We start from the raw sequence: 12101 nt of genomic DNA, 5'->3' as shown, positions 1-12101 counted from the left end.
AGGGCCGTGCGAGGGCGCCGAAGTATCCATGAGGCTGAGGTATCGTGCCGCCCCATGCATGAGATGACTTTCTACTGGCACGACTACGAGACCTTCGGACGCGTGCCGCGCCGCGACCGCCCGGCGCAGTTCGCCGGCATCCGCACCGATGCCGCGCTGAACGAGATCGGCGAGCCGCTGATGGTCTTCTGCCAGCCGCCGACCGACTCGCTCCCCGATCCCGAGTCCTGCCTGCTGACCGGCATCCTGCCGCAGGCCTGCGCCGAGCAGGGCCTGCCCGAGCACCGCTTCGCCGCGGCGATCCACGCCGAGCTGTCGCAGCCCGGCACCGTGGGGCTGGGCTACAACACGATCCGCTTCGACGACGAGGTCACCCGCTTCCTGTTCTGGCGCAACCTGATCGATCCCTACGGGCGCGAGTGGCAGAACGACTGCGGCCGCTGGGACCTGCTGGACGTCGTGCGCTGCGCCTACGCGCTGCGGCCCGAGGGCATCGCGTGGCCGAAGCATGAGGACGGGCGGCCGTCGTTCAAGCTGGAGCACCTGACCGCGGCGAACGGGCTGGCGCACGAGGCGGCGCACGACGCGCTGTCCGACGTGCACGCCACGATCGCGCTGGCGCGGCTGATCAAGGCGCAGCAGCCCCGGCTGTGGGAGTTCTGCCTGAAGCTCCGCCGCAAGGACGCCGTCTGGGCCGAGATCGGCACGAACCGGCCCTTCCTGCATGTCTCGGGCATGTACGGGCCGGACCGCGGCTGCATCGCGCTGGTCTGGCCGCTGGCCGCGCACCCGACCAACAAGAACGAGCTGATCGTCTGGGACCTGGGCACCGACCCCGCCGAGCTGCTGACGCTGGACGCCGAGGCGATCCGGCAGCGCCTGTACACCAAGCAGGACGAGCTGCCCGAGGGCGTCACCCGGCTGCCGATCAAGACGATCCACGTGAACAAGTCGCCGATCGTCATCTCGTCGCTGAAGATCCTGTCGCCGGAGATGGCCGCGCGCTGGGGCCTGGACATCGCCCAGGGCCTGGCCCACGCGGAGACGCTGGCCGCGCGCGGCGCGGAAATGGCCGGACGCTGGAAGCAGGTGTTCCACCGGCCGGCGGGCGAGGGCGGCGTCGACGTCGACGAGGACCTGTACGGCGGTTTCGTCTCGAACGACGACCGGCGTTCGCTGGAACGGCTGCGCGGGCTGTCGCCCGAGGCGCTGGCCGACCGCGTCGCGCAGGGCAAGGTGGCCTTCGAGGACGCGCGGCTGGAGGAGATCCTGTTCCGCTACCGGGCGCGCAACTTCCCCGACAGCCTGAGCGGCGACGAGCAGGCGCGCTGGGAGCACCATCGCGCGGCCCGGCTGCACCTGGGCGAGGGCGGGGCGCAGACGCTGGAGGCCTTCTTCGAGCGCCTGGACGCGCTGGGCCAGGCGGCCGACGACACGGAAGACGAACGCGGCCAGGAGATCCTGTCGGCGCTGTACGACTGGGCCGAGCAGATCGCGCCGCCGCCGCCCTGACGGGCGCGGGCCCGGCTCCCCGGAACCGGGTCCTCTCCGGGGTTCCCAGGCCCCGGCAAAACGGGTACACCATCGCCATTGCCCAGGAGACGACATGCAATCCCAACACGACGCCGCCGATCCGATCGCCGCCCGCATGCGGGCGATGCTGGTACGGGCGCCGCTGGCGGTGGCCTTCGTGGCCGCCGGCCGCTTCGAGGTGGTCAGCGAGCATTTCAACCACCTCTTCGGCCACGGCGACGACACCGACCTCACCGGCACCGACCAGCGCGCCGCGGTCGTCTCCGATGCCTCGCACCAGGCGCTGCACGCCCGGATGGGCGCCGCCTTCGGCGCCGGGCGGCCGCTGGACGAGGAAGTGGAGTTCGTGCGCCGCGACGGCTCGCGCTTCTGGGGCCGGCTCCAAGCCACGCCGGTCCACTGGGAACAGCCCGCCGGCGAGGCGATGTGGGTCGTCGACGACGTCACCGCCGCCCGCACCCAGCGCCTGCAGCCGACCTGGTCGGCCAAGCATGACGACGTCACCGAGCTGTCCAACCGCCGCGAGATGGAACGCCGCCTCTCCGAGCACGTCGGCAGCCGCCGCAACGAGCCGGTGTCGGTGCTGTTCGTGGACATCGACAAGTTCGGCGACGTCATCCAAGGCATGGGCGTCGAGGTCGCCGACCACTTCCTGTATGGCCTGGGCCAGATGCTGGTCACCAAGGTCCGCGCCTCGGACACCGTCGCCCGGATGGAGAACGACCACTTCGTCGTCCTGCTGCCCGACTGCGACCAGCACTACGCCCAGATCGTCGCGGAGAAGATCCGTTCGGCCATCGCCGGCTATCGGCTGCGCTGGGGCCTGCACCGCGCCCGCGTCAAGGCGAGCCTCGGCGTCGTGCAGCTCCAGCCGTCGCTGGACACGGTGGATGCGGTGCTCGGCGCCGGCCAGCTGGCCTGCGAGGAGGCCAAGGCGTCCGGCGGCGACAGCGTCCGGGTGTTCATCTCCAGCGGCAGCTATGAGGAACTCGCCGGCGCCTGATCTGTCGCCGATCTGAAGATCGGACGACATTCGATCGGGTCCGGCGGGTCCGATCAAAAAAAAAGCGGCCGAAACCTCATTCTTTTCTAAAGATCGTCCGGAAAGTGCCGATGACGGCGGCATGCCCGGGCGCTTGAGGCCGGTTCCGCAGGGGAACCGCAAGGCGCGAACCCCGGGTTTCCGGAAGAACGCCATGTCCACCGTCAGCCTGTCGACCGCCCTGTCCGGCATGTCCGCCGCCAACGAGCGCCTGCGCGCGTCCGCGAACAATGTCGCCAACGCCTCGACGCCGGGTTACCGCCGCGAGCGGATCGAGGCCCAGACGGCCCCGGACGGCGACGGCGTCACCACCAAGGTCGAGAAGCTGCCCGAACCCGGCGCGGACCTGGCCGCCGACATCGTCGAGCAGAAATCCGCGACCTACGCCTTCGTCGGCAACCTGCGGGTGCTGCAGACGCAGATCCGGGCGGAAGGCGCGCTGCTCGACATCCACGTCTGAGCCAAACCCCCCGGAATGACGAACGGCCGCTTTGAGCGGCCGTTGTCGTTTCCGGGCCCGCCCGCCACCGCCGGGGGATGGGCGAGACGAGACGGGCCGGGCCGGGCCGGGCGACCCGGTGAGGGGGGAGCGGTCCGGGGCGGGGCGTTCAGGGCTTCAGTTCGAAGGTCGACGACCCGTCGCCGTTGTCCTTGACCCGTGCGACCTGCGGCGTCTCCTTCAGGTGCGCGCTCGCGCCGTTGCCGGACACGAACTGCATCGCCACGCCCGGCACCGGCCGGATGCGCCAGGACGGCGCCGCCACCGCCGCGCTCAGCGAGGGCTGGGCGGCCAGGAAATGCGCGACCGCCTCGCGGGTCTCGTCCGGCGCGTCGACGACGACCTTGTCCGCCGCCAGCGCCGGGAAGTGGCCGCCGCCGTAGGCGCGGTAGTTGTTGGTGACGACGAGGAAGCTCGCCTGCTCGTCCAGCGGCTTGCCGCGCCAGGTCAGGTCCACCACGCGCCGACCGTCGCTGATCTTCTGGCCGTCCTTGTCGAAGCGGGCCGGCTGCGTCAGGTCCAGCTCATAGCGCAGCGCGCCGTCCTGGCCCAGCATCATGTCGAAATTGAAGCTCGGGTACGCCGCGTCGACGACGTCCTGGCGTGCCGGTCCTTTCGGATCGATCCGGCGGAACTGCCCGGCCGACATCTCCAGCCAGCCGCGCACCTGCGCGCCGGTGAGCTTCACGACCTTGATCGTGTTCGGGTAGACGTACAGGTCGGCGACATGCTTGATCGCCACCGGGCCAGCCGGGATGTCGGTGTACTGCGTCCAGCCCTGGCGGCCGCCCGACTTGAAGGGCGCGGCGGCGCTGAGCATCGGCAGCGTCTCCAGGGCGGTGCCCTGGACCGCCTTGCGCGCATAGGCCAGTTGCGCCTGCGCGACCAGCCGGACCGCCGTGCCGTCCAGCACCTGCGAGAAGTAGCTGTGGATCGGCTGGTCGGCGACCGCGACCTGGCTGCGGACGTAGTCCAGCGTCGCCTGGTGCTCGCGGGCGATGACGGCCGCGGGCATCGGGTCGGCGTCGACGAGCGGCTTGCGGGCCGCGCGGTCGAAGATCGGCCGCAGGCTGGAGCGGCTGTCCACGACCTGCCAGCGCGGGCCGGAGCGCTTCAGCGTCAGGTCGATCACGCCGAGGTGGTCGCCCCAGCGGCCGGGCATCACCGCCGGCGTGCCGAACAGCTTGCCCGCGGCCAGGTCCACGCCCGGATAACCGGCGAAGCCCGGGCCGGGGAACTCGGTGTGCGCGTGGCCCAGCAGCAGCGCGTCCACGCCCTTCACCCGGGCGAGCTGGGCGGCCATGTTCTCGGACAGCTTGGGCAGCTCGGTCCTGTCGATGCCGGTATGGGCGATCACGACGACCAGGTCGGCGCCGCGGCGGCGCAGGTCGCTGACCTGGTCCGAGGCGGCTTCCACCATGTCGCGCACCTGGACCTTGCCGGCCAGGTTCTGGCGATCCCATTCCAGGATCTGCGGCGGCGTCACGCCGACGACGCCGATCCGCAGCCGGTGCGTCTGGCCGGCCTCGTCGCGCAGCTCGCGCTCGAGCATCACGCTCGGCGTGAACGCATGGCGGCGGCCGTCGGCCTCCATCACGTTTGCGTTCAGGTAGGGGAAGTCGGCGCCGGCGATGGCTTGGCGCAGGAAGGGCAGGCCGTAGTTGAACTCGTGGTTGCCCAGGTTGGCCGCGTCCACGCCCAGCAGGTTCAGCACCTTGTAGGCCGGGTGCGTCTCGCCGGCCTTCAGCGGCTGGACGCGGGCGACGACATCGCCCAGCGGATTGCCCTGCAGCAGGTCGCCGTTGTCGAAGAGCAGGCTGTTGGGCGCCTCGGCGCGGGCGCGGTGGATCAGCGAGATCGTCCGGGCCAGGCCGAACTCCTGCGACGGCCGGTCCTGGTAGTAGTCGTAGCTGAGCAGGTTCATGTGGATGTCGCTGGTCTCGAGCACGCGGAGCTTGAGCTCCGCGGCGGACAGCGGCATCGAGACGACGGACAGCACCAGGCAGCCCAGCGCCGCGAGGGCGCGCATCGAGCGGACTCGCATGGGCTCAGGTCCAGTCGGTGCCGGCGACCAGCACGGCCAGCGCGCGCTGGAAGCCCTCGGCGTCGATCGCGTCGAAGCGGGCGGGCTCGGGGCTGTCCAGGTCGAACACGCCGCGCAGCGCGCCGCCGGCCACGACCGGCAACACCAGCTCCGAGCGCGAGGCCGCGTCGCAGGCGATGTGGCCGGGGAAGGCGTGGACGTCTTCCACCAACTGGACCTCGCGCGTGCGCGCGCAGGCGCCGCAGACGCCGCGGCTGAAGGCGATGCGCACGCAGGCGACCTTGCCCTGGAACGGGCCGAGCACCAGTTCCTGGCCGTCGGCGGGGTTCACCAGGTAGAAGCCGGCCCAGTTCAGCGTCGGCACGGCGTTGAAGACGAGGGCCGCGAACTGCGCCAGGTTGGCGATCCGGTCGCGCTCGCCGTGCAGCAGCGCCTGCGTCTGCGCGACCAGCGTGTCGTAGGAGGCGCGCTTGGCTTCGGGGCTGGCCATGTCCAGCATCGGGGTGGGGTCGAAACTCATGGGGCGGGATTGTGGCGGAGGTCATGTCCACGGTGTCGTTCAACGCGGCGAGAATGCGCCCGCTTCCAGGGGGCGAGGGATTCATGACGATGAACGCACGATGGCAATCGGCGGCTGCGACGGCCGCGATCGGAATGGCAATGGCCGCCGCCGGCACGACTGCGGCGGGCGCGACGCCGGACCCTTCGCCGGCGCAGGCCAGGGCCGAGGCCCCATCCACCGGTATGCCAGCGGTCGAGGCGGCCTCGCTGCTGTTGGGACCCGATGAGCAGGTGGGATGGGTGTCCCAGGCTGCGTGGTCGCAGCGCTGGTGGGAGTGGGCGATGTCCTTCGACAACGACACCAGCCCGGTCGCCGACCGCACTGGATTGCAGTGCGGCAACCGGCAGAACGGCGATGTCTTCTTCCTCGCCGGCACCTACGGCACGGCACGGACGATGCGGACCTGCCGCGTGCCCGCCGACAAGTACCTGTTTTTTCCGTTGATCAACTACGTCGTCGTGCCGACGCGCCAGGGGCAACCCACTTGTGCGAAGGTGGTGAGCGATGCCGAGCGCATCACCGACGGCGCGGAGTTGCTGGTGCTGGAGATCGACGGCGTGCGATACGACCGACTTCAACGCCATCGCCAGGCCAGCCCGGAATGCTTCAACGCCTGGACCCGGCATCCGAGCGGCGCGCGGCTCTATCCGTCCGCGTCCAACGGTTATTACGTGATGCTCAAGCCCCTGCCGCGTGGCCGTCACACGCTGAGTTTCGGCGGTGCGTTGCCGGGAATGTCGCAGGCCGTGACTTACACCCTGTTCGTGGAGTAAGCACCCGGCGCCACTTCTCGGCTTAGCCCCACAACATCGGCTTGTTGACCATCAGGTAGAAGACGACCAGCACCGCGAGGAAGGCCGGGTAGCCCAGGCCTTCCCACCAGCGCGCGAAGCGCCAGTAGCGCGGCGGCAGCGGCTGGCCGCTGGCCAGCGCCTGGTCGGCCATCCGCGACAGCTGGATCTGCAGCCACAGCACCGGCAGCCAGCAGGCGCCGGCCACCAGGTAGAGCCCGATCGACAGCGCCAGCCACGGCGTGTCCAGCGGCCAGCCGGCCTGCGACGCCAGCCACACGCCGGTCACCGGCTGCACGATCACCGCCGGCGTCGTGAACCACAGGTCCGCCCGCTTGACCAGCCGCGCCACCACCGCCTGCGCCGGCAGCGAGCCGCTGCGGTTGGCGAAGAACAGGTAGAACGCCGAGCCGAAGCCGGTGCCCGCCAGCAGCACGCTCGACACGATGTGCAGCCACTTGATCACGAGATAACTGTTCATGAGGTCCTCCGGGGTCTTGTTGTCGGCGGTGGATGAAGCGAGGGACGAAGCCGCGGGGCCAGGCGTCGAGGAACGGGACGACCTCAGGCCGGCGCGTCCTCGTCCAGGATCAGCAGCAGGATCGCCACGGGCAGGTTCTTGGTCAGGCAGCCCAGCGGGTCCAGCCACAGCGCCGGCAGGATCAGCGTCGCCACCGCCGTCATGACGAGCATCGTCGCGCCCGCCAGCCGGTAGACCCAGCGCCGGTGCCAGCGCCACATCGCCAGCCCGATCAGCAGGTCCGCCAGCGCGCCCGCCACGACGACCGGCGCGATCCAGTCCGCCGGCGTGCCGGCCGCCGCCATCAGCGCGCGGCTCTGGCCGTCGAGCCCGATCAGGCTGACCGCGGCCGTCACCAGCCACAGCGCGACCAGCGCGCCCCGCGCCACGACGCGCGTGCGCCGATGCCGGAAATTCACTCGCCCGATGCCCATGCGGCCTCCACGAAACGTTCGATCGGTGTCGCCGGCCGCGTCAGCAGCGATTGCAGGCGCGACGCGTCGCCGGTGTTGTCCGTCCGCAGCAGCGACAGCGTCTCGCTCCCCCAGGGCAGGAAGGGCAGCAGGTCGCCGAGACGCGCGCTCCAGGGGCTCAGCGCCGCCGGCAGCGTCAGCCGCCAGGCCGGGAGGCGGCCCAGTTGGCGCCGCAGCTCGACGATGAAATCCCCCAGCGTCAGCGCGCGCGGCCCGACCGCCTCCATCAGCTCCGGGCCCTTGAGCGCGACCAGCGCGGCGCAGGCCTGGCCGAGGTCGTGCACCGTCAGCGGCTGCACGCGGGCGCGCGCGGCCTCCGCGGGCAGCATCAGGACCGGCAGGCGTGCCAGCGCCATGAACATCCGGCTGCTGGCGCCGGCGCGGCCGAAGACGATGCTGGGCCGCACGATCGTCACGTCCAGCCGGCCCGCGCGGTGCAGCGCCAGCAGCGCGGCGTCGGCTGCGCGCTTGGTCGTGGCGTAGCGCGTGCCGTTGCCCTCGATGCCGAGCGCGGAGATCTGGATCACGCGCCGCACGCCGCGATCGGCGCAGGCCTGGAACAGCGCGGCCGGCGCGCGGTGATGCAGCGCGTCGATCGGGCGCTCGGGCGTGTCGCGCAGCACGCCGACGGCGTTGATCACCGCGTCGATGCCCTCCAGCCGCGGCGCCCACGTGGCCGGGTCCAGGCTGGTGGCGAAGTCCATCGTCGCGGAACGGCCCTCGACGACCTGATGGCCGGCCTCGCGCAGCGCGTGCGCGATCGCCCGGCCGATGAAGCCGCTGGCGCCGCAGAGCAGGACGTTCATGGCCTCACTCCTGGCGAGGCGACGGCAGGTCGCAGGCGCCGTCGCGGCAGGGCGAGCGCCCGGCACGGCGTTCGGCGGCGCGGCGAAGCGCCGTCTCGAAGACCAGCCGCACGACCGGTCGCGGAATGCGATAGCGGTTGCGGGCGAGGACCGGATAGGCCCGGTCGCAGAAGGTGCGCAGCAGCGGCAGGTCCATCACGCGCGCGAGCCCGTCGAGCCGCGCGCCGCGATAGGCCAGGCGGATCGCCTCGGCGCCGATCGCCAGCCGGCCGTCGGCGCGTCGCGCATGCATCAGGTCCATCAGCGCCCGCAGGTCGGTACCGGGCGGGACCTCCGAGAAGCCCGGCGTCGAGATGTCCACGAAGCGAAGCAGCCCGGCCTCGTTGCGCAGCATCAGGTTGTGCATCTCGCCGTGGCAGATGGGGCAGGCGCCATCGAAGTAGAGCGTCAGCGGATAGACCGCGGGATCGGGGCTCGGACCTTCGGGGTGAACGGCTCGCATCGCTTGTCCTCCTTGCCAGGTCATGGCTGTTCGATATTTCAGTAGAAACAGAAATTCTTGGTCAAAAAAAGGGACCGGTCAGGTCCCGTCCCCGCGCACGAAGCGCTGGACGCTCGCGCCGAGCTTGAGCACCTTCTCCAGCGTCGACGGCGAGAGCCGCATCATCTCCTCCGACCAGGCGCCCAGCGTCTGCATCAGGCGCAGGCAGTCGCGCACGCGGTCCTGGGCGTCGGGGGATTCGTCCTTGAAACCGTCCTCGGCGACCAGCTCGGACAGCATCCGCACCGTGGGGTCGAACTCGCGGTGCTTGCGTTCGCGCACGATGGTCCGGAGCAGCTCCCACACATCGGCCGTTGTCTCGAAATAGTCGCGGCGGTCGCCCAGCACGTGGGTCACGCGGATCAGGTTCCAGCTCTGCAGTTCCTTCAGGCTGGTGCTGACGTTGGAGCGCGCCACCGAGAGCGTCTCGGCCAGCTCTTCCGCGTTCAGCGGCCGGCCGTGGAAATAGAGCAGGGCGTGGATCTGCGCCACGGTGCGGTTCACGCCCCAGGCGCTGCCCATCTCGCCCCAGTGGAGGACGAAGCGGCGGGCGGTGTCGGTCAGTTCCATGCGAGCGACTGTAGCGTGACAGAAATTTCTGTCAACACAGAAATTAGTGGCGAGAGCGAATCGGCATGGCGGGCATCGGGGTGGGACTGCCCGGGATCGGGCGGGTATCGACATCCGGGCGCAGCTCGGGGCGAATGCCTTTCAGGGCGGGGATTTCGATACTTCCTGCGTTTCAACAGGGGAGTCCCCGTGACATGACGATGGATGCAAAGGTGAAGACCGCGGCAGCGCGCAAGCGACGGGTCGAGGAGGCCGCGGACCAGGAGATCGAAGGTCCGGCGCGATCGCCGGGGGCGGAGCGGGAGTCGGCGCCGGCCCGGGACGCCGGAGCACCCTCGGACGATGAATCCAGCGCGGTCCTGCCCTTGGCGGGCGCGGGCCTCGTGACGGCGTGGGCGGCGCTGTCCGCGGGCCACGGCGGGTCTGCGAGCGATTGGGCAGGGGCGAGCAGGGAGACGCCTGGGGTCGGGGAGACGAAGGCGTCGATTCAGCCGGTTCAACCGATCCAACCAGTGACACCAGTGGCCCCGGTAACTCCGGTGAAGCCGGTTGCACCCGTGGCGCCGGAGCGGGGCATCGACCCGACGCCGGCCGTCGCGCCCGAGCCGGTCGTCGAGCGGAAATCCATCGTCGATCCGACGCCCACCGTCGATCCCGATCCGGTCGTCGATCCGACGCCCGTCGTCGATCCGGGTGCGGTCTTGGGGCCTGACCTCGTCGTCGATCCGGGACCGATCGTCGATCCGACGCCGATCGTCGACCCCAAGCCCCATTCGCCACAGATCGACGTCGCGCTTGTCGACGACACCGGCAGCGACAAGAACGACCGCTACACCAACAATGCGGCGTTGAAGCTCCTCGGCTGGGATCCCGCGCACCACAAGGCCTGGCGGTTCGCCATCGACGGGGGAGCAATGCACGACGGCAAGGGTCAGGGCATCCCTCGCGAATGGTTCCCGGACGATGGGAGACACACGGTCCAGGTCGAGGCGCTCGATGCGTCGGGACGTGTCGTCAGCCAGTCCGCGTTCGACTTCGAGCTCGACACCCGGCCGCCCGCCGACGATCACGGCTGGGTCGGGCTGAAGTTTCCAAGTGGCCGGAAGGTGACGAACGAGGGGAGGGATCTGCCGCAGTCGCCGACGGTCCCGTACGACTGGACACGGGATGCCACCATCCAGGTCGATCCCAAGGAAGACCGCGTGGACTGGAAGTTCTGGGTGGCGAAAGGGGAGGAGGATCCGGCAAAACCGACGGAGGCCATGGTCAAGGGCGAGGGGTCAGGACGAGGCGAAGTGCCGCATACCGTGTTTTCGCCCGGCGCCAACACCCTGGTGATGACCTTCTTCGACAGGGCGGGCAACACGAGCAACACCAAGTTCATGGAGCACATCTACCTGGACGCGGGGCCCGCCTCGCATGCGCTGTCCCAGGAGCCGCTCCCGCACCAGTCGCCGCCGGTGCTCTGACGGATCAGCGCGCGCCGGTCAGCGTCGCGACGCGGCCCAGCCAGTCGCGCGCCGGCCCGGCGAGCCAGGCGCGAGCGGGCTCGGCCTGCTTGAGCTGCCGGTCCAGGAAGGCCACGCTGACCTGCTGCGCCGCGATCAGGCCCAGCTGCTGTTCATGCAGCTGCCGGTAGTCCGGCAAGGCCGGCACCGGCGCCATCCGCGTCGGCATCTCACCGCGGCCGCCGCGCATGCCGCCGCCCCGGCGGCCTTGGGGCTGCGACTGCGCCTGGTCCTCGGCCGCGCGCACGCGCTTGAGCTCGCGCTCGACGTCCTCGGGCCGCGGCTCGTTGCCGCCGAACGCGGCATGCCGCACCTCCGCGGCGCTCAGCAGCCAGCCGCGGCCGGCCGGCATCGCGGCGAACGGCGCCTCGCGCCAGCGCAACTCGCGCACCAGGCCGAGCACGTCGCCGTCGTCCGGCCCGGTCAGGCCGAGCACCGGGATGGCGATGTCGCGATAGCGCGCCGGATCCGGCGTCGCGAAGACCTGCGGGCTGATGACGATCGCCGCCACCGGGCGGAGCGTCGGCAGCGCCAGCGTCGTGCCGTCCGGCTGCCGTTCGCCCGCGAGCGCCAGCGCCAGCTGCGCGCCGAGTTCATACCCCGCCACCACCGTCCTGGACCAGTCGAGCGAGCGCCACGGCATCTCGCCCTGGCGGCCCAGGCGCTGCGCTTCGGCCAGCAGCTCGTCCAGCCGCGCCAGCCGGCGGCGCATCTGCGCCTCGGCGTAATGGCGCCGGCCGAGTTCGGTGAACTCCGCCGAGCGCGCCAGCTCCGACGACCAGGCGGTGGCGTCGTCGTCCAGCGGCTGCAGCGACAGCACCGCGTAGCCGGCCGCCGCCCAGGCGCGGCGCCAGCGGATGCCGGCGGTCTCGGACTCGCCCAGTCCCGGCAGGTACAGCACCACCGGCCGGGGCGCGGCGGCGGCGCTCGTCGGCGTCGCCAGGCTCAGGCGCACGTCCTCGCCGCGCAGGCGCCAGGACAGCGCCTGCACCGTCACCGCCTCGCCCGAGGGCGCGTAGCCGCGCGACTCGAACGCGTGTTGCTGCTGCTGTTCCTCGACCCGCGCCTTCGGCGGCCCACCGCCGCAGCCGGCGAGCAGCAGCGACGCGCCGAGCACCGCGGCGCCGGCCAGCGACCAGGACCGGAGGGCGGCGCGTGGCAGGGAAGGGGAGGCGACGGCCGGCATCGGCGCCGGCGCCATCGAACCCGCGG

General features: G+C 71.1%; 13 protein-coding genes. 5 read left to right on the top strand and 8 right to left on the bottom strand.

Features of this window, described 5'->3' with window-relative positions:
- Positions 1–54 precede the first annotated feature (54 nt).
- The 3 genes from sbcB to N5D62_RS24605 all read left to right on the top strand — a co-directional run bounded on the left by sbcB (position 55) and on the right by N5D62_RS24605 (position 3035).
- On the top strand, positions 55–1512 hold the full coding sequence (gene sbcB / locus N5D62_RS24615) for an exodeoxyribonuclease I (protein ID WP_279760610.1): 1458 nt from the start codon (positions 55–57) through the stop codon (positions 1510–1512).
- 94 nt (positions 1513–1606) lie between these two features.
- Positions 1607–2536 carry a sensor domain-containing diguanylate cyclase gene (locus N5D62_RS24610; RefSeq protein ID WP_279760609.1) on the top strand — a complete coding sequence of 310 codons (930 nt, stop codon included), beginning with the start codon at positions 1607–1609 and terminating at the stop codon, positions 2534–2536.
- Between the two features lie 193 nt (positions 2537–2729).
- On the top strand, positions 2730–3035 hold the full coding sequence (locus tag N5D62_RS24605; RefSeq protein WP_279760608.1) for a flagellar basal body protein: 306 nt from the start codon (positions 2730–2732) through the stop codon (positions 3033–3035).
- 148 nt (positions 3036–3183) lie between these two features.
- Here the strand turns inward: N5D62_RS24605 and N5D62_RS24600 are convergent, their stop codons facing one another.
- Entirely contained in the window at positions 3184–5118 is a 1935-nt protein-coding gene (locus N5D62_RS24600) for a bifunctional 2',3'-cyclic-nucleotide 2'-phosphodiesterase/3'-nucleotidase (protein ID WP_279760607.1), read from the bottom strand.
- Between the two features lie 4 nt (positions 5119–5122).
- Positions 5123–5617 (bottom strand): GAF domain-containing protein, encoded by a 495-nt coding sequence (locus N5D62_RS24595; RefSeq protein WP_279760632.1) that lies wholly within the window; start codon positions 5615–5617, stop codon positions 5123–5125.
- A gap of 104 nt (positions 5618–5721) precedes the next feature.
- On the opposite strand from N5D62_RS24595, the gene N5D62_RS24590 reads away from it, so the two are divergent.
- The gene (locus tag N5D62_RS24590) at positions 5722–6453 is read left to right on the top strand and encodes a hypothetical protein (RefSeq protein WP_279760606.1); all 732 of its coding nucleotides are present in this window, start codon (positions 5722–5724) and stop codon (positions 6451–6453) included.
- A gap of 22 nt (positions 6454–6475) precedes the next feature.
- Here the strand turns inward: N5D62_RS24590 and N5D62_RS24585 are convergent, their stop codons facing one another.
- From N5D62_RS24585 to N5D62_RS24565, 5 genes are all read right to left on the bottom strand, one after another.
- Entirely contained in the window at positions 6476–6952 is a 477-nt protein-coding gene (locus N5D62_RS24585) for a DUF2269 domain-containing protein (RefSeq protein WP_279760605.1), read from the bottom strand.
- Positions 6953–7035: 83 nt separating this feature from the next.
- Entirely contained in the window at positions 7036–7425 is a 390-nt protein-coding gene (locus N5D62_RS24580) for a DoxX-like family protein (protein WP_279760604.1), read from the bottom strand.
- Positions 7407–8270, bottom strand: coding sequence for an NAD-dependent epimerase/dehydratase family protein (locus N5D62_RS24575; protein ID WP_279760603.1), 864 nt, complete (start codon positions 8268–8270; stop codon positions 7407–7409). The genes N5D62_RS24580 and N5D62_RS24575 overlap by 19 nt, the downstream gene beginning before the upstream one ends.
- A 4-nt stretch (positions 8271–8274) precedes the next feature.
- Entirely contained in the window at positions 8275–8772 is a 498-nt protein-coding gene (locus tag N5D62_RS24570; protein ID WP_279760602.1) for a DUF393 domain-containing protein, read from the bottom strand.
- Positions 8773–8850: 78 nt separating this feature from the next.
- A complete protein-coding gene (locus N5D62_RS24565) occupies positions 8851–9381 on the bottom strand; it encodes a MarR family transcriptional regulator (RefSeq protein WP_279760601.1) in 531 nt (176 codons plus the stop codon).
- Between the two features lie 194 nt (positions 9382–9575).
- Between N5D62_RS24565 and N5D62_RS24560 the strand changes: the two genes are divergently transcribed.
- The gene (locus tag N5D62_RS24560) at positions 9576–10850 is read left to right on the top strand and encodes an Ig-like domain-containing protein (RefSeq protein ID WP_279760600.1); all 1275 of its coding nucleotides are present in this window, start codon (positions 9576–9578) and stop codon (positions 10848–10850) included.
- A 4-nt stretch (positions 10851–10854) separates the two neighbouring features.
- Here the strand turns inward: N5D62_RS24560 and N5D62_RS24555 are convergent, their stop codons facing one another.
- Positions 10855–12075 (bottom strand): hypothetical protein, encoded by a 1221-nt coding sequence (locus N5D62_RS24555; protein ID WP_279760599.1) that lies wholly within the window; start codon positions 12073–12075, stop codon positions 10855–10857.
- Positions 12076–12101 lie beyond the last annotated feature (26 nt).

Source organism: Mitsuaria sp. GD03876, from assembly GCF_029840635.1.
GTDB lineage: Bacteria > Pseudomonadota > Gammaproteobacteria > Burkholderiales > Burkholderiaceae_C > Roseateles.
The sequence above is the reverse complement of the archived record's forward strand: the minus strand, read 5'-3'. Positions and strand labels throughout refer to the sequence as shown.